The sequence below is a fragment of the Streptomyces sp. NPDC088194 genome (genome assembly GCF_040702025.1).
Taxonomy (GTDB): Bacteria; Actinomycetota; Actinomycetes; order Streptomycetales; family Streptomycetaceae; genus Actinacidiphila.
In genome coordinates, this window is the sequence record NZ_JBFBIV010000052.1 from 15,134 (window position 1) to 37,362 (window position 22,229).

Annotated in this window: 18 protein-coding genes; 12 read left to right on the plus strand and 6 right to left on the minus strand. The window is 71.6% G+C overall.

The genetic code is table 11. From position 1 onward, the window contains the following. Positions 1-82 precede the first annotated feature (82 nt). Complete coding sequence (locus tag AB0399_RS25945) at positions 83-3,820, plus strand: glycoside hydrolase family 2 TIM barrel-domain containing protein (protein ID WP_366412966.1); 3,738 nt, start codon at positions 83-85, stop codon at positions 3,818-3,820. Between the two features lie 13 nt (positions 3,821-3,833). Here AB0399_RS25945 and AB0399_RS25950 read toward each other — a convergent pair whose 3' ends face one another. Beyond that, positions 3,834-4,532, minus strand: a complete 699-nt coding sequence (locus tag AB0399_RS25950) for an FCD domain-containing protein (RefSeq protein ID WP_329361869.1) — start codon at positions 4,530-4,532, stop codon at positions 3,834-3,836. 427 nt (positions 4,533-4,959) lie between these two features. Here AB0399_RS25950 and AB0399_RS25955 point away from each other — a divergent pair, with 427 nt between their 5' ends. From AB0399_RS25955 to AB0399_RS25965, 3 genes are read left to right on the plus strand one after another with little or no spacing between them, the layout of a single operon-like run. Next, positions 4,960-6,003 (plus strand): substrate-binding domain-containing protein, encoded by a 1,044-nt coding sequence (locus AB0399_RS25955; protein WP_366412967.1) that lies wholly within the window; start codon positions 4,960-4,962, stop codon positions 6,001-6,003. A 4-nt stretch (positions 6,004-6,007) separates the two neighbouring features. Then, on the plus strand, positions 6,008-7,720 hold the full coding sequence (locus AB0399_RS25960; RefSeq protein WP_366412968.1) for an ATP-binding cassette domain-containing protein: 1,713 nt from the start codon (positions 6,008-6,010) through the stop codon (positions 7,718-7,720). Continuing rightward, on the plus strand, positions 7,717-8,760 hold the full coding sequence (locus AB0399_RS25965) for an ABC transporter permease (protein WP_366412969.1): 1,044 nt from the start codon (positions 7,717-7,719) through the stop codon (positions 8,758-8,760). The genes AB0399_RS25960 and AB0399_RS25965 overlap by 4 nt, the downstream gene beginning before the upstream one ends. Positions 8,761-8,822: 62 nt before the next feature. Here the strand turns inward: AB0399_RS25965 and AB0399_RS25970 are convergent, their stop codons facing one another. Beyond that, complete coding sequence (locus AB0399_RS25970) at positions 8,823-9,515, minus strand: FadR/GntR family transcriptional regulator (RefSeq protein ID WP_366412970.1); 693 nt, start codon at positions 9,513-9,515, stop codon at positions 8,823-8,825. A 208-nt stretch (positions 9,516-9,723) separates the two neighbouring features. On the opposite strand from AB0399_RS25970, the gene AB0399_RS25975 reads away from it, so the two are divergent. The 5 genes from AB0399_RS25975 to AB0399_RS25995 are packed head-to-tail and all read left to right on the plus strand — an operon-like array spanning position 9,724 to position 14,923. Beyond that, on the plus strand, positions 9,724-11,022 hold the full coding sequence (locus tag AB0399_RS25975; RefSeq protein WP_366412971.1) for an ABC transporter substrate-binding protein: 1,299 nt from the start codon (positions 9,724-9,726) through the stop codon (positions 11,020-11,022). Positions 11,023-11,025: 3 nt separating this feature from the next. Beyond that, complete coding sequence (locus AB0399_RS25980; protein ID WP_366412972.1) at positions 11,026-11,982, plus strand: sugar ABC transporter permease; 957 nt, start codon at positions 11,026-11,028, stop codon at positions 11,980-11,982. Beyond that, positions 11,979-12,884: a carbohydrate ABC transporter permease gene (locus tag AB0399_RS25985; RefSeq protein ID WP_366412973.1), complete on the plus strand. Its 906-nt coding sequence runs from the start codon at positions 11,979-11,981 to the stop codon at positions 12,882-12,884. Before AB0399_RS25980 ends, AB0399_RS25985 begins: the two co-directional genes overlap by 4 nt. A 24-nt stretch (positions 12,885-12,908) precedes the next feature. Beyond that, complete coding sequence (locus AB0399_RS25990; protein ID WP_366412974.1) at positions 12,909-14,072, plus strand: mandelate racemase/muconate lactonizing enzyme family protein; 1,164 nt, start codon at positions 12,909-12,911, stop codon at positions 14,070-14,072. Continuing rightward, positions 14,069-14,923 carry a ribonuclease activity regulator RraA gene (locus AB0399_RS25995; RefSeq protein ID WP_366412975.1) on the plus strand — a complete coding sequence of 285 codons (855 nt, stop codon included), beginning with the start codon at positions 14,069-14,071 and terminating at the stop codon, positions 14,921-14,923. The genes AB0399_RS25990 and AB0399_RS25995 overlap by 4 nt, the downstream gene beginning before the upstream one ends. Before the next feature lie 6 nt (positions 14,924-14,929). On the opposite strand, the gene AB0399_RS26000 is transcribed toward AB0399_RS25995, so the two are convergent. The 4 genes from AB0399_RS26000 to AB0399_RS26015 form a co-directional block, all read right to left on the minus strand. Continuing rightward, entirely contained in the window at positions 14,930-15,340 is a 411-nt protein-coding gene (locus tag AB0399_RS26000; RefSeq protein ID WP_366412976.1) for an L-rhamnose mutarotase, read from the minus strand. A 364-nt stretch (positions 15,341-15,704) separates the two neighbouring features. After that, positions 15,705-16,700 carry an aldo/keto reductase gene (locus AB0399_RS26005; RefSeq protein WP_366412977.1) on the minus strand — a complete coding sequence of 332 codons (996 nt, stop codon included), beginning with the start codon at positions 16,698-16,700 and terminating at the stop codon, positions 15,705-15,707. Positions 16,701-16,951: 251 nt separating this feature from the next. Beyond that, on the minus strand, positions 16,952-17,917 hold the full coding sequence (locus AB0399_RS26010; protein ID WP_366412978.1) for a sugar kinase: 966 nt from the start codon (positions 17,915-17,917) through the stop codon (positions 16,952-16,954). Next, complete coding sequence (locus tag AB0399_RS26015; RefSeq protein ID WP_366412979.1) at positions 17,914-18,540, minus strand: bifunctional 4-hydroxy-2-oxoglutarate aldolase/2-dehydro-3-deoxy-phosphogluconate aldolase; 627 nt, start codon at positions 18,538-18,540, stop codon at positions 17,914-17,916. The genes AB0399_RS26010 and AB0399_RS26015 overlap by 4 nt, the downstream gene beginning before the upstream one ends. Before the next feature lie 259 nt (positions 18,541-18,799). Here AB0399_RS26015 and AB0399_RS26020 point away from each other — a divergent pair, with 259 nt between their 5' ends. From AB0399_RS26020 to AB0399_RS26030, 3 genes are read left to right on the plus strand one after another with little or no spacing between them, the layout of a single operon-like run. Next, positions 18,800-20,515, plus strand: a complete 1,716-nt coding sequence (locus AB0399_RS26020; RefSeq protein ID WP_329361868.1) for an IlvD/Edd family dehydratase — start codon at positions 18,800-18,802, stop codon at positions 20,513-20,515. Beyond that, a complete protein-coding gene (locus AB0399_RS26025; protein WP_366412980.1) occupies positions 20,515-21,468 on the plus strand; it encodes a dihydrodipicolinate synthase family protein in 954 nt (317 codons plus the stop codon). The genes AB0399_RS26020 and AB0399_RS26025 overlap by 1 nt, the downstream gene beginning before the upstream one ends. Continuing rightward, positions 21,465-22,220 (plus strand): SDR family oxidoreductase, encoded by a 756-nt coding sequence (locus tag AB0399_RS26030; RefSeq protein ID WP_366412981.1) that lies wholly within the window; start codon positions 21,465-21,467, stop codon positions 22,218-22,220. Before AB0399_RS26025 ends, AB0399_RS26030 begins: the two co-directional genes overlap by 4 nt. Positions 22,221-22,229 lie beyond the last annotated feature (9 nt).

Here is a 22,229-nt window from a genome sequence, read left to right on the forward strand (position 1 = left end):
CCTTGGCCGTACGAGGTATTGCACAGGGAACGCGCTTCTCGTATATATGCTTAGCAGCCTAGTTGTTAAGGAAGGGTCGACCGTGATCCCACCGCGTCGCTCAACACCGGCGGCTTCCACCGCCGCAGACCCGGGAGTTCCCCGTGGTCTCTCCCGCCGAGCAGCACTGAAGGGCCTGGCGGCCGCGGGAATCCTCTCCGCCGCGGGGGAGGTGTTCCTCGCCGCCCCGGCCGGCGCCGCGACCGGGGTCCCGCTCCCGCTCATCCCGCCGCTGCCCGACACCGTCTCCGGTGTGCGTACCCCCACGGTTCCGCTCACGACGGGCTGGCGGTACACCACGAGCCCGCCCGCGTCGTTCTGGGCGAAGGGCACCGACACCTCGTCGTGGCATCCGATCGCCGTGCCCGGCGAACCGGCGCTCCAGGGCGAGACCGTGCCGTCGAACACGGAGTGCGCCTACGCCGTATCCGTCGCCATCCCGGCCGACTTCGCCGGCAAGCGGGTCATGCTGCGGTTCGACGGCGTCTACAGCGACGCCCGCCTGTGGGTGAACGGCACGCTGGTGCGCACGCACGACGGCGGATTCACCACCTGGTACGCCGACATCACCGCACTGGTCACCCCGGGGCGGCAGGCCGTGGTCACCGTCGGCGTCACCGACCGGCCGACGAGCATCGCGGACCAGTCCGAGTACGCGCACCACATCATCGGCGGCATCCTGCGCGACGTCACCCTCGTCGCCGTACCGAAGGCGTACCTCACGCGGCTGCACGCGGACACGACGTTCGACGCCACGTTCACCGACGCCAAGCTCGCCGTCACCGTGGCCGCCGACCTGCCGGCGGGTGCCGGCGGCACGGTGCGACTGGCACTCGTGGACCCGCGAGGGCACGCGGTGGCGATCTCTCCCTCGACCGTGGCGCTGACCGCGGCCGCGCCGCAGGCCACCGCCGTGATCCCGATCAAGGCGCCGAGCAAGTGGGACGCGGAGCACCCCGACCTCTACACCCTGCGCGCCACCTTCCAGGCCCAGGGCACGACCCAGACGGTGAGCAAGGCGATCGGATTCCGTCAGGTCGCCGTGCAGGGCAACCAACTGCTGGTCAACGGCGCTCCGGTGCACCTGCTGGGCGTCTGCCACCACACGATCACCGAGAAGATGGGCCGTTCGACGACATCGGCGATGGAGGAACAGGCCCTTCGCGCCTACAAGGACGCCAACTGCAACTTCATCCGCACCTCGCACTACCCCCCGACGCCCGCCATGCTCGACTGGGCGGACCGGCTGGGCCTGTACGTCGAGGTGGAGGCGCCGGTCTGCTTCCAGTACGACACCGTCGACGACCCCGCCTACACCGACCAGTACATGGCGCAGTTCGCGGAGATGGTGGAACGCGACCGCAGCCACGCGGCGGTCATCGAGTGGTCGCTGGGCAACGAGAGCGGCATGGGCCGCAACTTCGCCGCGGAGAACACCTACGCCCACCAGACCGACACCAGCCGGCCGACCGTCTTCGAGGACGCGTCGCAGAACAACGGCGGCACCCAGGCCGACATCTACAGCGGGCACTACCCGAGCCTCGGCACCGCGAACGGCAACTCCGCCCAGCCGATCCAGTACGACGAGTTCGCCCACTGCCCGTGCTACATCGTGGACACGCTGCGCACCGACCCCGGGGTTCGCGACTTCTGGGGCCACAGCATCGCGAAGCTCGCCGCCAGGTTCCGTGCCACCAGCGGCGTGGTGGGCGGTGCGATCTGGGCCGCGATCGACGACGTGTACCACCTGCCGTCCGGGCCGGTCGGCTACGGCGAGTGGGGCATCATCGACCTGTGGCGGCGGCACAAGCCGGAGCACTGGCTGACCAAGAAGGCGTACTCGCCGGTGCAGATCGCCGACGGGGTGCTGACCGGGCTGACCCCGGGCGGCAGCGTCCCGGTCACGGTGGCCAACTGGCACGACCACAGCAACCTGGGCGAGTTGACCGTCGCCTGGCAGATCGGTACCCGCTCCGGCAAGCTGACCGGCGTCGACATCCCGCCGAGGAAGAGCGGAACGCTCACCGTCCCGAAGGGTCCCTGGTCGGCCGGCGACGTGCTGCACCTGACCTTCAGCCGCGGCTCGTCGGTGGTGGACGAGTACCGCCTGTGGCTGAACAGCCGTAGGACGCCCGTCTTCACGCCGGTCGGCGGCACCGCTCCCACGGTCCACGAGACGGCGGACACCATCACCGTCAGCGGGGTCGACGCACCGTTCACCGTCGTCTTCGACAAGGCGGCCGGACGGCTGACGGAGGCGACGGCCCACGACGCGCAGGTCCTGATCGGCGGCCCGGACCTGGTCATCTCCCGCGCGGTGCCCGGGGCCTGGACGGGGGGCTCGGCGACGGTGGCGACCAGCGGCGGGCAGGCCGTCGTCACGCTGAAGGGCCGGTTCGGGGCGGTCGACACCACGATCCAGGTGGCCGTCGACGGGCGGGGGCTGCTGACGACCACGTACACGCTCGCCGATCCGCCGACCGGCCAGGTCAGTGATGTGGGCGTCTCCTACACGCTCGCCGACGGCACCGACACCTTCACCTGGCAGCGGGACGGCCAGTGGACGGCCTACCCCGACGACCACATCGGCCGTACCACCGGCACCGCGACGAAGACGCGGGCGTCGGGCACGGACGGCTACCGGACCCAGCCGACGTGGCCGTGGGGCCAGGACACCCACAGCTACTTCCTGTTCGGCAAGGACGGTGCGGCGCAGTGGACCAACGACTTCCGCAGCACCAAGACGGGGGTGCGGCTGGCCAAGGCGACCTCCGGCGCGTCAGGGCCGGGCGTGCAGGTCGAGTCGGACGGCACGGACGCGGTGCGGCTGGCGCCGGTGGAGCCGGAGCTGATCGACGACGCGTCCTCGCAGGTCGTCTACACCGGCGCCTGGACCCACGCCGGCACCGACTCGGGCTACACCAGCGGTGACCTGTTCGGCACGGAGTCCTTCTCGAACACCGCCGGCGACACCGCGACGCTGGCCTTCACCGGCACCGGGGTCGCGCTGTACTCGGCGCTGGCGGACAACCTCGGCATCGTCAAGGTCTCCGTGGACGGCGCCGTCAAGGCCACGGTGGACCTCTACGGATCGGGCAAGACCCCGGGCCGGCTGGTGTTCCGCAGCGACCCGCTGCCCCGCGGCAGCCACACCCTCACCGTGGAGTGCACCGGCACCAAGAACGCGGCGTCCAGCGGGACCTACGCCCTCGTCGACGCGTTCCGGGTCATCGACCCGGTCATCGACGACGCCTCGGACCGGGTGGTGTACGCGGGGGAGTGGACCCACGCGGACGCCTCCCAGAGCTGGACCCAGGACGACCTCGACCGGACCGAGTCGTTCAGCCGGAAGGCCGGGCACACCGCGCACGCGGACTTCTGGGGCAACGGCGTCCGCGTGATCTGCCCGAAGGGGCCGACCCAGGGCATCGCGGAGATCAGCGTCGACGGCGGCGCGGCCACCCGCGTGGACCTCTACGCCGCGGCCAAGAACGCCGCCCAGAAGGTCTTCGAGCTCGCGAACCTGCCGGAAGGCCGGCACACGGTGTCGGTACGGGTCACGGGCGACAGGAACACGGCGGCGAGCGACACCTTCGTGTCGCTGGACGCCTTCGAGGTGCTCAGCGCCGACCCGTTCGCCGCCCAGGAGCCGGGCGTCCGGCTCATCACCAGCGCGCGGATCAACTACCCCGACCTCGGTTGGGGCAACTACACCGATCCGGCGATCACCCTGGCCGCGAACTTCAGCGCCACCACCCGGATGCGGCTGCTGGGCTCGTAGCCCGGCGCCGGCCCTAGGGAAGGCCGAGGTCGTGGCTGGTCTCCGCGAGGTGGCCGGTCATGGCCTCGGCCGCCGCCGCGCCGTCCCCGGAGGCGATGGCGTCGAGGATGCGCTGATGCCCCTCGATCGTGGCGTCCTGTCCGGTGCCGCGCTGCTCGCGACCCTGGTAGCTGGCCCGGCGGGCGTCGAGCAGCACGCCGTTCATGGCCGCGAGCAGGAAGGAGAACACCTCGGACCGCGCCAGGTTGGCCACCGCCTGGTGGAAGGCGAGGTCGCCGGCGATGAAGGCGTCGCGGTCCCCGACCGCGCCCCGCATGGTCTCCAGCGCCTCCGCCGCCTCGGCCACCGTGCCCTCGCCCGCGGCGACGCACGCCGCGGCGCGCTGCGCGAGTTCGCCCTCCAGCACCCTTCGGGTGTCGAGCAGGTCCCGCAGGTCCATCGACTTCTGGCTGAGCCGGAATTCGAGGATCTGTGCCAGCACGGCGGGCGAGGGGGTGGCCACCGTCGCGCGCTTGCCCTGGCTGGACGCGAGGACGCCGCGCGCCACCAGCGTGCGGATGGCCTCGCGGACCACCAGCCGGTTCACGCCGTGCCGTTCGGCGAGTTCGCCCTCGGCCGGGATCTCGTCACCGGCACGCAGCTGGCGCTGCTTGATCTCCGCGATGATCTCCCGGACCACGTGGTCGCTCAGGGTGGTGCGTGCGAACGTCATGCGCGCGCCTCCAGACCGCACTTGGCGTCCGGGCACGCCTGGTAGGGGTGTCGCGAGGCACAGCGGCCGACCGTCTTCACAGCCGCCATATTGCCATGTCGCCGGGCGCCGGGGCGCCCGACGGCCGGCGGGCTGTTCCGCGGTGCGCCGGGGACACCCCTGTGCTGATGCGCCTTCATCCGATTCCCTCTCCGTTCGGCTTCCCCGGCGGCCGGCCCCCAGGTCGGGACGCCGGGGAAGCCGCTTCGACGAAAGCCCGTGACGAGCTCCTGTCCCTACGCTTGACAGCATAGCTGCTAAGCAGCACGATGCATCTCACCACGGACCGGGCGAACTCCCCGCGCGCTCCGCCCGAACGGTCCCCCCATGGCCGAACCGCAGCACCTTTCGTCCCCGGTCAGGGGCTCATACACTCACTGGAGCCAGGATGCCCATCTCGCGAACCCGCTGTGTCACCGCCGTCACGGGCGCGGTGGTCGCCCTCGGACTCGCCGCGTGTTCCAGCGGCCAGACCTCCGTCAGCGCCACCCCCACGGTCGCCCCGGTGCACGGCCGGATCACGCTCACCTATCTGCAGAAGCAGGGCGACCAGCAGTACTTCATCGACGAGGCGGCGGGCGCCAAGGCGAAGGCCGCGGCCCTGGGGATCGGCCTGAAGGTGGTCAACCTCGGCAGCGACGCCAACAAGACCGTCAGCGAGGTCCAGTCGGCGATCGCGCAGAAGAGCAACGGCCTGATCGTCGTGGTGCCGGACCCGTCCGTCGGCCCCCAGGTCGTGCAGATGGCCGGCGACGCCAAGATCGCCCTGCTGACCTCGGACGACCAGATCTGCACCACGGGTCCCGACCCCGCCAAGTGCCCCAAGGCCGACCTGGTGCCCCGGATCGGCTTCTCCGGCGCCCAGATGGGCGACCAGGTCGGCAAGCGGGCGGCCGCGGAGTTCAAGAAGGCCGGCTGGAGCGCCGGCGACACCCGGGTGATCTCCGCGTGGGAGCAGGACGTGACGGTCTGCGGTGACCGCGTCAAGGCCGCGCAGAAGGCGTTCGACGCGGCGGCCGGGGCGAAGGTGCAGACGATCAACGTGGCCACGGACAACACCCCGACCAACGCCCAGGACAAGGTCGCCGCGACGATCACCGCGCACACCGACGTCAAGCACTGGCTGATCTGGGGCTGCAACGACGAGAACGTCCAGGGCGGTGTCACCGCCATGCAGAACGCCGGGGTCAGCGCGGACAACGTGATCGGCGTGGGCCTGGGCGCCTACCTGGCCTGCAAGGACTGGGGCTCCGGCAAGCCGTCGGGCATGAAGGCCGCACTCCTCCTCGACGGCCGGGACGTCGGCGCGGTGGCCGTCCAGACGATGTACGACAAGCTGAAGAAGGGCAAGGCGTTCCCGCAGGAGGCGTTCGCCCCCACCACCATGGTCGACCCGGCCAACTGGCGGTCCACCGGGGCGAAGTGCAGCTGATCCGATGACCGCCTCCACCGCTCACCGGCCACCGTCCGACGACGGCCTGACCGCCCACGCGATCACCAAGCGCTTCGGCGCCGTCCACGCGCTGCGGGACGTCACCCTCACCTTCCCCCCTGGCCGCGTCACCGCGCTGATGGGCGAGAACGGGGCGGGGAAGTCCACGCTGCTGCGCATCCTGACCGGAGACCACCGCCCGACCGACGGGCGGGTGATCCTCGACGGGCGGGTCCTGGACCTGAACTCGCCGACCGACGCCCGCCGGGCCGGCATCCGGATCATCCCGCAGGAACCCGAGATCATCCCGCATGTCTCGGTGGCGGAGAACGTCTACGCCGGGTCCCTCCCGCGCAGGGCCGGCCGCCGCCTCGACCGGGCCGAGCTGCGCCGCCGGATCACCGCCGACCTGGCCCGCCTCGGGTTCGACAAGGTCCTCGACGCCGACCTGCTCGGCTCGGAACTCACCGCCGCGCAGCGGCAGTTGGTGGAGATCCTGCGGGCGCTGACCGGCAGCCACCGGGCACGGATCATCGCCTTCGACGAGCCGACGTCCTCGCTGTCGGACCAGGAGGTCGACGCGCTCTTCGCGCTGATCGGCCGGCTGCGGGACGAGGGCGTCGCCGTCATCTACGTCTCGCACCGGATGAAGGAGATCTTCCGGCTCGCCGACCGTGTCGCCGTGCTGCGCGACGGCGCGGTGGCCGGTGTCGTGGACGCGGCGGACACCACCGAAGCCGCCCTGGTCCGCCTGATGGTGGGCCGTGACCTGACCACCCTGTTCGCCCGCGAGCGGGTGGCCACCGACCGCGTCGTCCTCGACGTCGAGCGGCTCAGCACCGACGACGTCCACGACGTCAGCCTCCAGGTCAGGGCCGGCGAAGTGGTCGCGCTGGCCGGCCTCATCGGGGCCGGGCGCTCCGAACTCGCCCTCGCGCTGGCCGGCGACGCACCCGTGCGCGCCGGGAGCCTGCGGATCGAGGGCCGGCCGCTGCGGCTGCGCGGCCCCCGCGACGCGATCCGCGCCGGGATCGGACTGGCCCCCGAGGAGCGCAAGGCCCAGGCGCTGTTCCTCCAGCGCACCATCCGCGACAACACGACCCTGGTCAGCCTCGCCCGCCTGCGCAGGTGGCGCTTCGTCGACACGGGCGCGGAGCGGGAGCTGGCCCAGCGGTACGCCGACCGGCTGCGGGTGCGCGCGCCCTCGATCGAGGTCGACGTCCGGACGCTCTCCGGCGGCAACCAGCAGAAGGTCGTGCTGGCCCGATGGCTCGCCCGCAAGCCCGCGCTGCTCATCCTCGACGAGCCCACCCGGGGCGTCGACGTCGGCGCGAAGGCCGAGATCTACCACATCATCGCCGAACTGGCCCGGGAGGGCACCGCGATCCTGGTCGTGTCCTCCGAGCTTCCCGAGGTGCTCGGTCTGGCCGACCGGGTCGTGGTGATGCAGAACGGCCGCGTCACCGGGCAACTCGACCGCGCCGACGCCACCGAGGAGGCCATCCTCGCCCTCGCCATGGCCGACGACCTGGCCCCGCCCGAACCCGACGCCGAACCCGAACCCGACGCCGGACCAGAAACCGACCCCGAACCCGACGCCCAACCCGAACCCGACGCCCAACCCGACGCCGGACCGGAAACCGACCCCGAACCCGCCCCCGGCGGGCGGACGGCACCATCCGACAGCAACGACGCCGCCTCCGGAGGAATCCGATGACCGCCGCCCCCTCCACCGCCGACCCCCGGTCCGACGACATCGACGCCCTGCCGTCGCCGGCCACCAGGTCGCAGCGGTGGCTCGCCCGGGCCGGCGGCCAGAACCTCGGCCTGCTGGGCGCGATGGCCGTGGTGCTGGCCCTGTTCGGCACCCTCAACTCGAACTACCTCAGCTGGGACAACATCCAGGTCATCGCCGAGGCGGTGACGATCTCCGGCCTGCTGGCCGTCGTCCAGACCGTCGTGATCATCTGCGGCGCGCTCGACATCTCGGTGGGCTCCCAGGCCGGCCTCGCCTCCGTCACCAGCGCGATGGTCTTCACCTCCTGGGGCTCCAACGCCTTCCTGGGCATGGGCGTCGCGATCGCCATCGGCGCCGTGATCGGCCTGCTGAACGGCGTGATCATCGTCTACGGCCGGGTCAACTCGGTCATCGCCACCCTGGCCGGCCTGGCCGCCTACAAGGGCGTGGCCCAACTGGTCTCCGACGGGCGCGCCCAGGGATACGTCCTCAACAACTCCGTGTTCGTCTTCCTCGGCCGCGGCAAGATCGCCGGTATCCCCGTCATGGTCTGGCTGCTGATCATGGCCGCCGTCGCCGTCCACATCCTGCTCAAGCAGACCGACATCGGCCGCAACATCTACGCCATCGGCGGCAACGACACCGCCGCGCGGCTGGCCGGCATCAACCTCAACAAGTACCTGATCGCCGTCTACGCCCTCAGCGGCATGGTCGCCGCCGTGGCCGGCATCCTCCTGACCGCCCGCACCGGTTCCGGCCAGCCGACGTCCGGAAGCGACGGACTCGAACTCCAGGCCATCACCGCCGCGGCCCTGGGCGGTTGCGCGCTGAAGGGCGGCAAGGGCGGGATCGGGGGCACCCTGCTCGCCGTCGCCCTGCTCGGAGCGCTGCAGAACGGCCTCACCGTCCAGGGCGTCAACGCCTTCTGGCAGAACATCGCGCAGGGGCTGCTGCTGGTCGCCGCCGTCGTCATCCAGCAGCGCCGCACCGGCGAGCGGGCGGTGGGCCTGCCGGCGTAGGCGCGGCAGCACCTGCCGCGCCCTCTTCCGCGACCTCGGCCGCCACGGCAAGCCGGCCTGCTTCAGGCCGGCTTGCCGTGGTCGGCGAAGTACGCGTCGAGCCATCGGCGTGCCGTGGTGACGTGCACGTACGCCGCGCACTCGGCGCCGTGGGCGTCGCCGGCCTCGATCGCGCTGAGGATGTTGTGGTGGTGCTGGATGGTGAGGTCCACCGCGTTGTCGCTGACGATCCCGCCCCACAGCCGCAGCCGTACGGTCCTGCTGGACAGGCCGTCGAGCAGGCTGATCAGCGTCTGGTTGCCGGTGGCCCGGACGATCTCCGCGTGGAACTCCAGATCGCTGTGGACCAGGTCCTCGATCGAACGCTGCCGGGTGTGCCGTTCGTAGGTGTCGCGGATGCGGTCCAGGTTCTCGGGGGTCATCCGTGTGACGGCCAGCCGGGTCGCCGCCGGTTCGAGGAGTTCGCGGGTCTCGATCACCTCCCGGAGCGTCTCGTCGCGCATCACCTCCACGGCGAAGGCGATGCCTTCGAGGAGCTGGGCCGGTTGCAGGGAACTGACGTACGTCCCCGAGCCGTGCCGGACGTCGAGCACGCGCATCTGCTCCAGGACCCGGACCGCCTCGCGCAGCGAGCTGCGGGAGACGCCCAACTGCTCGGCGAAGTCGGACTCCTGGGGGAGCCGGTCCCCGGGACGCAGACGTCCTTCGATGATCAGCTTCCGGACCTCGGCGACGACGCCGTCGATGACAGCCACTGGCCATCCCTCCTGTGCCATGAGTGAACGTACGGCACCTGGTGTGAGTGCCGTGGTCGACTGCGGAAAGTTCTCCGATGACTTGGTGATCGAACGTTGACATCAACGCCATCGAGGTGTCACATAGGCGCTTAGCGTACACGAGAGGTCGGAGAACTTTCTCTCGATGGGCGCCATCGACCCCCTCACCTCTGAGGAAGAGAACCCTATGAAAACCAGACGCGCGGTCGCACCCCTTCTCGCGGCGACCAGCTTGCTGCTCGCCGCGTGCGGCGGGCACAACGGGGCCGGTGCGAACGTCAAGCAGCAGGCGTCCGCTCCGATCACCATCTGGGTCGACGACACCCGGACGAAGCCCGCGCAGGAGTACGCCGCGGCCCACCCGGAACTGAAGGCCACCGTCAAGTCCGTGGACAACACGCACGGGAACATCCCGGCCCAGGTCGCCCTCGCGGTCAAGGCCGGCAAGGACGTGCCGGACGCGGTCTTCCTGAGCTACCCGGACGAGCTGGCCAACATGCTGGTCAACCCCGTGAACTACGCGCTCCCGCTCAACGGCGTGGTCGGCTCGGACGTCCTGGGCGGATTCGCGAAGGGGTCCACGGCGGCCTGCACCTTCGACGGCAAGACGTACTGCCTGCCGAATGACCTCGCGCAGACTGTCCTTTACTACAACAAGCCGCTCTTCGCGAAGTTCGGCTACACCGTGCCGAAGACGTTCGACGAGTGGCTCGCGCTCGGCCTGCGGGTCGGCAAGGAACACCCCGGCTACTCCCTGGGGTCGGTGAACGGCCGGTACGGACTGAACGGCTACTACGGCTCCAGCGGCTGCGCCTTCAACGAGTCGAGTTCTCCGACCACCGTCACCATCGACGTGAAGTCGCCCGCGTGCACCAGGGTCGACGACGTGGTCGGGCCGCTCCTCGCCAACAGGACGCTCTCGAAGCTGGACCCGTTCGACGCGGCGTACACCCCGGTCGTCAAGAACGACAAGCTGCTCGCGACGATCTCACCCGCGTGGATGGGCGACTACGGGATCAAGCCGACCTCACCGAAGAAGGGCCAGTGGGCGGTCGCGCCCATGCCGACCTGGAAGGGCGCCGCGACCAACGCCTCGGGCACCGCGGGCGGCGGCATCTGGGTGGTCTCGGCGAAGTCGAAGAACAAGGCGGCCGCGGCCAAGTTCGCCACCGGCATGGCGACCGACCCCAAGGTCCAGGCGGCCTCGTCCGGGTACCCCGCCTACACCGCGGACGCCGACATCTGGCTGAAGCAGGTCGCGAAGGACGACTGGTACGCCGAGGACCCCTCGGCGGTGTACCGGGACGCCGCGGGGAAGATCTCCCCGACCCTCGGCTTCGTCCGCTTCCAGGTCCAGGCGGAGGACGCCTTCAACGCCACCATCCTCAAGAGCGGGGGCCACGACATCGGCGCCGCGCTGGAGAAGTTCGGCGAGCAGCTGACCAAGGCCGCGCGGTCGGCGTCCTACAGCGTCAAGGGCGACTAGCGGATGGCACCGCTGTCCTCCTCCGCGGTGCGCGGCCGGTCCGGGAGCCGGTCCCGGGGCCGCACCCGGAGCCAGGCCCGCAGCCGGTTCCGCAGCCGCACCGCGGGAGTCTCCTTCGTCCTTCCGTACCTCGCCGCCCTGGTCCTCTTCGGCCTCGTGCCCACCGTCTACGGCATCGCCACCTCGTTCTCGGTGACGCCCGTGATCGGCGACTCCTACACGAGCCTGACGGAGAACTACTCGGCGGTCCTCAGCGACTACCGGACCCTGCGGGCGGCGCAGAACGTCGGCTCCTACCTGCTGATCTGGCTGCCGTCGATGCTGGTGGTCGTCTTCGCCGTCGCGCTGGCCATGGACGCGCGGCGTACCCGGTTCGCCGCCCTGACCCGGTTCGTCTGCTACGTTCCCGGAGCGGTCACCGGCGCGGCCTCCGCCCTGCTCTGGCTCTTCATGTTCTCGCCCGCGGCCAGCCCGGCCAGTGCGATCCTCCGTCCGTTCGCCGGCGACTCCGGAACCGTCATCAGCGACGGCTCGCTGCCGGTGATCCTGTCGGTGATGGGCATCGCCGCCGGCGCGGGCGGCTGGATCGTGCTGCTCTACGGCGCGCTCACGGACATCTCGCGGGATGTGCTGGAGGCCGCCGAACTCGACGGCGCCGGCGCGTGGCACGTCGTGTGGCACATCAAGCTGCCGATGCTGCGCAGCTACATCGGCTTCATCTTCATCGTCTCCCTGGCCAACGGGTTCCAGGTCTTCGTCGAACCCCAGGTGCTCGGCGCGGGCGCCCGAGGCCAGGTCGACAGCACCTGGTCGCTGAACCAGCTCGTCTTCTCCTACGCCACCGGAGAGTCGAACTACGGTCGCGCGTCGGCGCTTTCGGTACTGCTGCTCGTCGTCACGGTGACGGCCGCGGTCATCGTGATCAGGAAGACCCGTTTCTACTCGAAGGATGCGGCATGAGCACGCTGTCCTCCTCGTCGGCGGAGCGAAAAGGAGTGCGGACCGCGTTCGGCTCCTTCGGCCGCAACGTCCTGCTGTCGATGACCGTGCTGTTCTTCGGCGTCCCGATCGTCTGGCTGCTGCTCGCGCCCACCAAGACCCGCGACCAGCTGACGGGCGACCAGCCGCTGTCGTTCGGCAGCCTGTCCCACGTGGGGTCCGCCTGGTCGCACGTCTTCGGCTACGACCACGGCATCTTCGGTACCTGGCTGGGCAATTCCGCCCTCATCAGCGTGGCCGCCGTGGCGCTGGCGCTGGTCACGTGCGTCCCCGCCGGATACGGGCTGGCGAAGTTCGCCTTCGTCGGCCGCACCACGATGCTGTTCCTGACCCTGGTCACGATGATCGTGCCCCAGGCGGCGCTGATCCTCCCGCTCTACCTGGAGATGTCGGCGGCCGACCTGACGAACTCGCTGTGGGCGGTGATCCTGCCCCTGTCGTTCTACCCCTTCGGGGTCTACATCGTGTACCTGCACGCGATGGCCTCGGTGCCGAACTCGCTGATCGAGGCCGGCCGGCTCGATGGTGCCTCGGAATGGCGGATATTCCTCCGCATCTACGCGCCCATCGCCCGGCCCGCGATCGCGATGGTCGCGTTCTTCTCGTTCGTCACGGCCTGGAACACCTTCTTCCTGCCGTACATCATGAACACCGACCCGCAGCTCGCCAACGTGCAGACCGGCCTCCAGCTGCTCGTGCGCAACACCAACGCCCTCGGCGGCGCGAACTTCACCGGAATCCCGGTGCGCGAACCCGAGGTCGCGCTCGCGGCCCTGATCTCCATCTCCCCGATCCTGTTGATCTTCGTCTTCGCGCAGCGTTTTCTGGTCGCCGGTCAGAAAGCGGGAGCGGAGAAGGAATGAACACCCCAGAAAGGCCCAACCGCTGTGATAACTGACGTCCGTACCCTGTGCGCCACCCGGCTGCACACGCGAGAAGACCAGTGGGCGACTGACCGTTATCGCAGTGTCAAAGCGGATGCGGCCATCGTCGTGGTGGAGACCGACGACGGTGTGACCGGGGTCGGGGAGGCCTGCTCCTACGGCAATCCGCGGCAGATCGCGGAATGGGTGCGGTGGTACCGCGGCAGCCTGGTGGGCGCCGACCTCGACGACTTCTCCGTCGTGCCACGCCCCACCGGGACCGCCCTGGAGCACGCGGTCGGCTCGGCACACGACTTCGCCGTGGCCGGCATCGACTGCGCGCTGTGGGACGCCCGCGGCCGCGCGGCCGGAAAGCCGGTGGCGCGGCTCCTCGATCCGGCGGTGTCCACGACCGCGGTCGACGTCTACGCCTCGGGCGGCGTGCGCTACGACTGGCATGACGACCCCCGCACGCTCGTCGCCGACGTCCTCGGCCATGTCGAGGCCGGCTACCGGACGGTGAAGTTCCGGCTCGGCACCGCGTGGCACTGGGACCGGGTCACCCCTGCCCGCTTCCTCGCGCTGTACGACGAGGTGCGCGACGCCGTCGGCGATCGCGCCGGGCTGGCGGTCGACGCGAACAGCAGGCTGTCCCGCGTCGAGGCCCGGGAGCTCGCGGAGGGCCTGGCGGCACGCGGGACCCTGTGGCTGGAGGAGCCCCTCGGCAAGGACGACATCGAGGGCTACGCGGAGTTGACGTCATCGGTCGACCTGCGGATCAGCGGCGGCGAGTCCTTCACCACCATCGAGCAGTTCCGGCCGTGGATCGAGCGCGGCTGCTTCGACATCGTCCAGCCCGACGCCGGAGTGTGCGGCATCACCGAGGTCATGCGGGTCGGACGGATCGCCGCCGACGCCGGTATCTCCCTGATCCCGCACTCGTGGCACAACGGCCTGATGCTGATGGCCAACGCCCACGCCGTCGCCGCGCTCCCGAACGCCCCCATGGTCGAGGAGTGCATGGTGCAGGGCCCGTTGAGGTGGGGCATCGTGCAGGGCGGATCGCGGGTCAAGGACGGCACGGTCTCCGTGGCGGAGTCGCCGGGCCTCGGCGTCGACGTCGTCGACGACCTCGAGGAGCAGTACCCGTACGTCGAGGGCCACTACAGCGTGGAGGTGTACCGATGACCGGTTCCTCCGCTCCCGCGGGAGCGATCCAGCCGTCCGGCGTCGGCCCGGACGGAATCCCGGAGTACACGATCCACGGGGCGTGGACCCTGCCGGTCAAGGGCCCCGCCGTCCCGCCGCTGGACCCGGGCCTGGTCGAGGCGTTCCGGACGGTGACCGCCGCCACCGCGTCGGCGAAGCTGCACCAGATGGGGATCACCAAGACCTTCCTGCAAGGCCCCCGGACCAACAAGCCCGGTCGCAGGGTCGTCGGCCGGGCGGTCACCTTGCAGTTCATGCCGATGCGGGAGGACGTCTACACCGACGCCGGCGTCACGCAGGAGTACGTCGAGCGGGCGACCGCGCTGTGGGCGGTCCTCGACTTCATCGAGCCCGGCGATGTGCTGGTCGTCCAGGCGTACGGGTCGCTGCGCAGCGGGGTGGTCGGCGAGATGCTCGCCCGGCACCTCCACAACCGCGGCGGCCTCGGTCTCGTCGCGGACGGGGGCATCCGGGACTCGGAGAAGCTGGACGGACTCGACGTACCGATCTGGTCCCTCGGCCCGACACCTCACTACGCCTCCCAAGGGGAGCTGCTGCCGTGGGGCTACCACGTGCCGGTGGCGGTCGGCGGCGCCCTGGTCCTCCCCGGGGACCTCATCGTGGCCGACGACGACGGGGCGGTGGTGGTGCCGGTGGCGAAGGCCGCCGAACTGGCGGCGGCCAGCGCCGTCCACGAGGCGTGGGAGGACTTCTCCCGCGAGAAGCTGGCGCTGGGCGGCGCGCTGCGCCGCTACTACCCGCTCGACGACGTCGGCCGCGCCGAGTACGAGGCGTGGGAGGCCGCGGGACGGCCCCCGCTCAGCGTCTGACCCCGCTCAACGTCCTGACCACGACGCCGGAGTGGCGAGCGTCTCGCCCGCCGCTCCGGCGAACTGCTCCGGGCCCACCATGGTCCAGATCAAGGGGAGGAGCTCGTCGGAGCCCTCCCCTTCCTCCAGCAGCGCGGCGATGGTCCGGTCCCACTCGGGGTCGATCGGGCCGAGCCCGAGGATGCGCTCCACCATGACCTCGTAGCGGTCCTCGGACTCGATCAGGTGGAAGAGGCCGCGTCCGTCACGCCAGATCTGCCATCGGACCACGCCGCAGGTGTGCAGTGCCCGGAGCACCGCCGGCGGAACGGCGGCGTGGACGGATGCGTACCGGGCCTCCATCCCCGGGCGCAGCCGGGTGCGCCGGCCGGTCACATGGACCGCTCTGCCGGCCGGTTCGGTGTCGGGATTCCGCACCAGTGTTCCTTTCGCTGTGGAGCCCGCGAACCGGGGCGGCGCGGAGGAGGTCTCCCCGCGCCGCCCCGGTCCTTGTGCGGGTGGTCGGTCGGTTCGTCGCGGAACCGCCGGGGTGGGTCGTCACTTGATCGGCTGGAGCGTGAGCTCCATGGTGCCGACCTCGCCGCAGGTGTGCTGGATGAGGTCGGCGCCGTCGGCGGTGTGCCTGCTGCCCGCCGGCGGCCGAGCCGTCACCGCCCGGGGACACGTAGGACACGGAGCCGACCGCCTGGGCGGACTGGGGAGCCATCCCCCCATGGCGGCCGGGGAAAGCGCCCTCGTGACGGCTGCCACGAGGGCGCGACGGGGCGCGAGACGCGCGGTCCTACGGCCGTCCGCGCCGGGGGACGAGCCGCTGCTCGTCGAGGTCGTCCCACAAGGTGTCGGGGATACGCGCCCCGACCCGGGCGACGTTCTCGTGGACCTGCTCGGGGCTGTCGGCGCCCACGACCACCGCGGTCACGTGCGCGTCGAGGAGGGGGTACCGCAGGGCGGCCGCGGGGAGTTCGACACCGTGGGCGAGGCAGACCGCCTCGATCCGCCGCGCGCGGGCGAGCACGTCGGCGGGCACCTGGTGGTAGTCGAACGTGGCGTCCTCGCGCGGCGACCGGGCCAGCAGCCCGCTGTGGAAGACGGCGGCGGCGACCATCACCGTGCCGTGCCGCGCGCACGCGGAGTCCAGATCGGGCACCGCGCTGTTGTCGAGGAGCGTGTACCGGTTCGCGACCATGACGACATCGGCCAGGCCGGTCTCGACCGTGGCGACCAGGGTGCCCGGGTCCATCGAGCCGGCGCCGATCGAGGTGACCAGACCCTCCTCGCGCAGGCCGGCCAGGGCGGCCATGCCGCGGGGAACCGCCTGGGCGTCGTCCGAGCGCTCCGGGTCGTGGAGGTAGAGGACGTCCACCCGGTCCGTTCCGAGCCGGCCGAGCGAGTCCTCGAGGCCGGCCCGGATGTCGTCCGGGCCGAACCCCCAGGTCCTGCGGTACCGCGCGGGAACCACGAACCCCTCGGGGTCCGTTGACCGGCCGTCCCACCGCGGGTCCTCCCGCAGCAGCCGCCCCACCTTCGTGGACAGGGTGAACTCCGAGCGCGGCTTGGTCGCCAGAAAGCGGCCCAGCCTGCGCTCGGAGAGGCCGAGCCCGTAGTGGGGTGCCGTGTCGAAGTGCCGTACGCCGGCGGCCCACGCCGCTTCGAGCGCGCGCTCGACCTCCTCGTCGGAGCGGACCCGGAACATGTTGCCGAACGGCGCGCACCCGAGGCCGAGTCGCGGCAGTCCGGCGCGCTCGGCCGCCGGTGCGGTGTGGCGGCGGTCCGCCATGGTGCCCTCCTGAAGTGTGCTCGCGTGTCCGGGCGAAGAGGTAGGACATCTTCGGCCCGGCGATGGACAGTATGCCGGTAGTTGACGCTATCGGCAGCCCCTGAGGCTCCAAGAGATACGATCTCTCGGGCGGTCGTTCTGGGACATGGCGCACCTTGGCAGCGCACCTGACTGGGCGTCAGGGGGTCGCGGGTACGAATCCTGTCCTCCCGAGCGGCATTGACGGTGAGCGAGCCCCGCGCTCGGCCGGCCTAGCGCAGCGTCGTCCCGGCGGGCTGGTCGAGGAGCGCGAGGTCCGCGCGCGTGGGCAGGCCCTCCCAGTCGCCGCGGCCGGCGACGGCGAAGGCGCCGGTGGACGCGGCCCGTTGGAGCCTGGCTGCCAGGTCCAGCCCGTCGAGCAGCGCCGAGAGGTAGCCGGCGACGAAGGCGTCGCCGGCGCCGATCACGTCGTCGACCCGGACCGGGCGGGCGGCGACGCTGACGGTGCCGTGGGCGTCGGTCGCGCTCGCGCCGTCGCCGCCACGGGTGACCACCACCTCGCGCCGTCCGCGGGCGACCAGCGCGGCGACCGCGTCGCTCTCGTCCAGCCCGGGATCGTCGCTGACCAGGTGCAGTTCGTCGGCGGACGCGACGAGCAGGTCGGCGGTGCGGGCCAGCGGCAGCAGGAGCCTCCTGGCCCGCTCCGGATTCCACAACCCGGCACGGTAGTTGACGTCCAGGCAGACCAGGGCGCCCAGTTCCCCCGCGCGCGTCGTCGCCGCCGCCACGGCCTCGGCGGCCGAAGGACCGAGGGCCGGGGTGATTCCGGTCAGGTGCAGGACGCGCAGCCCGGGCCGCAGGGCGGGCAGCACCTCCTCCGGCCGGATGGCCGATCCGGCCGATCCCGCACGGTAGTAGGCGACTTTGGCGAGGTCCCCGATGCTGTCCTCGCGGACCAGGAGGCCGGTGGCGCGTCCGTCGGTGTCGACGCGCGCGTGGGTGACGTCGACCTCTTCGGCGCGCAGGGTGCGCAGCACCAGCGTGCCGAACGCGTCGTCCCCGACGCGTCCCACCCATCCGACCCGGTGGCCGAGCCGGGCGAGGCCGATCGCGACGTTGGACTCCGCGCCGGCGACGGACAGTTCCATCGCCGGGCCGAGCCTGATCGGGCCGGTGGCGCGCAGCGCGGCCATGGTCTCCCCGATGGTGACGACCTCAGGGCCGCCGGTGGCGGTCATGCCGTGACCTCCTCGGCCAGCGCGCTGCGCCAGTGGGCGACGCGCCGGCGCAGCGCGGCCAGGTCCCCGCCGTGGGCCGCGTCGCCGACCAGTGGGGTGCCGGCGCCGACGGCCACGGCGCCGGCGGCGAGGAAGGCGCGCGCCGCGCGGGCGTCGACACCTCCCACGGGCACGAACGGGATCGCCGGAAAGGGATCGCGCAGCGCCCTGAGATACGAGGGGCCGCCGAGCGAGGCGGGGAAGAGCTTGACCGCGAGCGCTCCGCACTCGTGCGCGGCGACGACCTCGCTGGGCGTCAGGGCGCCGATCAGCGTGGGCAGTTCCAGTGGCATGGCCCCGCGCAGGTCGTTGCCGAGCCCGGGGGTGACGAGGAAGCCCGCCCCCGCGTCGGCGGCCTTCGCGGCGTCGGCCGCGGTCAGGACGGTGCCGGCGCCGAGGTGGGCGCCGGGGCCGAGTTCCCGGCGGGCCTGCCGGATCACCCACAGCGCGTCGGTGGTGGTGAGCGAGACCTCGGCGCAGGTGATGCCCTCCTCGGCGAGGGTGACCACCGTGCGCAGCGCGGCCTGGCGATCGCTTCCGCGCACGATGGCGACGGTCCGGTGCGGCAGTTCGGTCGGATTCATGGCGGCCCCTTGTGCGGCGGTGTGGTCCCCGACGGCTCTGCCGGCTCGTCGATTGCTTGACAGCATAGCTGCCAAGTGCCATCGTCCTGTCGTATTCGCTATGACGGACTCCATGGCCGTGCCTTCGCTGCCGGGAGCGGTCGGATCGAGCGACCACTCCGTTCAGGAGAGTGGACCCCAGAAAACCGGAAGGTGTGGCGGCGATGCGTGACCGGATCACCACGAAACGCGCGGGCAGGTCTCTTGTGGGGAGCCGGACATGAGCCCCCTGCGGAGTTCGGCCTGGTGGGACGAGCCCGGCAAGGCCGGCTTCATCGCCCGCCACCACATGCGCCAACTCGGACTCACCCGCGACCAGTTGCGCGGGAAGCCGGTGGTGGGCATCTGCAACAGCTGGTCCGAACTGTCCCCGTGCAACGCGCACCTGCGGGTGCTGGCCGAATCCGTGCGCCGCGGGATCACCGCCGCGGGCGGCCTGGCCCTGGAGTTCCCGACGATGTCCATCGGCGAGCCCCTGATGCGGCCCACGTCGATGATGTTCCGCAACCTGATGAGCATGGACGTCGAGGAGACCATCCGCGCCAACCCCCTGGACGCGGTGGTGCTCCTCGGCGGCTGCGACAAGACGCTGCCCGCGCAGCTCATGGGAGCGGTGAGCGTCGACCTGCCCGCCATCGCGCTGTCCGGCGGCCCGATGCTGACCGGACGCTTCCGGGGCCGGACGGTCGGCTCCGGCACCGACATCTGGCGGATGAGCGAGGAGTTGCGCGCCGGCCGCATCACGCAGTCCGACTTCGACGAGTTCGAAGGCTGCCTCGCCCGCTCGGCCGGCCACTGCATGACGATGGGCACCGCCTCCACCATGGGCTGCGTCACCGAAGCCCTCGGGCTCTCGCTGCCCGGCGCCGCCGCCCTGCCCGCCGCCGACGCCCGCCGCGCCCAACTCGCCGAGGAGTCCGGCGCCCGCGCGGTCGAACTCGCCCGCGAGGGCCTGCGCCCGTCGGACATCCTCACCGAGAGGGCCTTCACCAACGCCGTCGTCGTCAACGCCGCCATCGGCGGCTCGACCAACGCGGTACTGCACCTGCTCGCGATCGCGGGCCGGGCGGGCGTGCCCCTCACCCTCGACGACATCGACACCCTGGGCCGCCGGGTGCCGCTGCTCGCCGACCTGATGCCCAGCGGCCGCTTCCTCATGGAGGACTTCGCCTACGCCGGCGGCCTTCCCGCGCTCATGGCCGAACTCGGCGATCTGCTGGACCACGACGCGCCGACCGTCAACGGGCGGACCCTCGGCGCGAACATCCAAGGCCATCAGGTCTGGAACCGCGAGGTGATCCGCCCGGTCGACGATCCCGTCCAGCCCGTCGGCAGCGGCACCGTGGTGCTGCGCGGGAACCTGGCACCGGACGGCGCGGTGCTCAAGCAGTCCGCGGCCTCGCCGCACCTGCTCCGCCACCGCGGCCCCGCCCTGGTCTTCGACGACATCGAGGAGTACCTGCGCGCCGCGGACGACCCCGACCTGCCGGTGGACGCCGGTACGGTCCTCGTCGTCCGCAACCTCGGCCCCCGCGGCTACCCGGGCATGCCCGAACTCGGCAACCTGCCCATGCCCGCCAAGCTGCTGGCCGCGGGCGTCACCGACATGGTCCGCATCTCCGACGCGCGGATGAGCGGCACCGCCTACGGCACCGTCATCCTGCACGTGGCACCGGAGTCCTCCGTCGGAGGGCCGCTCGCCCTGGTACGCACCGGCGACACGATCGAACTCGACGTCGCCGCCCGCAGCCTGCGCGTGGACGTCACCGACACCGAACTCGCCGAACGCCGCGCCGCGTGGACCGCCCCGCAGCGCACGGACACCCGCGGCTGGACGCGGCTGTACGTCGACCGCGTCCTGCAAGCCGACCGCGGCGTCGACCTCGACTTCCTGGTCGGCGGGTCCGGCGACCAGCCCGGAAAGGTGCCCTTCTGATGAGCGTGCCCCCGACCACCGGCGCCGACCTGCTGCGCGGGGTGATGCCCGTCCTCGAAGTGCCCTTCACCGCGGGCGGCGACCTCGACCTCGACAGCTTCGACCGCCTGGTGCGCCACGTCCTGAACACCGGCGTCACGGCCGTCATGTTCCCCGGCTTCGCCAGCGAGTTCCACAAGCTGAGCGACGCCGAACGGGACCTGCTCACCGCCCGCCTGCTCGACCTCACCTCGGCCCGCCCCGACGTGGCGGCCGTGGTGTCGATCCCCGACCACGCCACCCGCCTCGCGGTCGAGCGCGCCACCGCCGCCGTGGACGCCGGCGCCGACGCGATCAACCTCCTGCCGCCGCACTTCCTCGCCCCTCCGGCCGACGAGGTGCGCCGGCACGTGACGGCGATCCTGACCGCTGTCGCCCCCACGCCCGTGGTCCTCCAGTACGCCCCCGCGCAGACCGGGTCGTCCTTCACCGCGGACGCCCTGCGCGCCCTGGCCGCGGACCACCCGAACCTGGTGGCCGTCAAGATCGAGACGCCGCTGCCGGGCCGGCTCGCGGAGGACCTCGCGGCCGGCACCCCGGGCTTGCGCTCCTTCACCGGCTACGCCGGGCTCCAACTGGCCGACGGGCTGCGGCGGGGCGTCGACGGCGTGCAGCCGGGATGCTCCTTCACGGAGATCTACCAGGAGATCTGGCGGCTGTGGCATTCCGGCGACGAGGCCCGGGCCCTGCTCCTCCACGCCCGCCTGGTGCCCTACCTTGCGTACTGGATGCAGGAGGTGGAGTTGATCATCATGGTGGAGAAGGTCGTCTCGGCCCGCCGCGGACTCATCGACGACCCCCATTGCCGCCATCCGGCGCGCCGCTTGGACCCGCAGGAGATCGGCGGCATCGACCGGTTCCTGGCCGAGTTCGACGCGCTCCTGCGGCCCCGGCGGAACAGGAGCGCATCATGACGGATCTCACCGGCCACCGCGTACTCGTCACGGGTGCCGCACGAGGGATCGGCGCCGCCGTCGCGGCCGCGGTCGTCGACGCCGGCGGCCGCGCCGGCCTGCTGGACATCGACGCGGACGGCGTCCGGGCGACCGCCCGCCGCCTCGGCGCGTCGGCCGCGTCGGCCCCCTGCGACATCACCGACGAGGAGCAGGTCGCCGCGGCGGTGGCGGCACTGAGCGCGGAACTCGGCCCCTTCACCGGGCTGGTCAACAACGCCGGGCGCAACTCCTACGCCGACCCGGTCGCGATGACGACCAGCCAGTGGGACGAGGTGTTCGGCGTCGACCTCAAGGGGGCCTGGCTCACCGCCCGCGCCGTGCTGCCCCCCATGCTCGACGCCCGACGCGGCTCGATCGTCAACATCGCCTCCATGCACGCCAGCCTCACCTGCCCGGGGATGTTCCCGTACGCCGCGGCCAAGTCCGGCCTGGTCGGCCTCACCCGCAGCCTCGCACTGGAGGTCGGCCCGCAAGGGGTACGGGTCAACGCGGTCAGCCCCGGCTACATCGAGACCGACCTGCTCGCGGAGTACTTCGCGCAGAGCGCGCCGGACGTGCGCCAGGACGCGCTGGACAAGCACATCCTCGGCCGGCTCGGCACACCCGCGGACGTCGCCGCCGTGGTGGTCTTCCTGCTCTCCGACGCGGCAGGCTTCGTCACCGGCGCCGACTGGCCGGTGGACGGCGGCGTGTCCGCCCGGTTCGCCTGAACTCCCCAC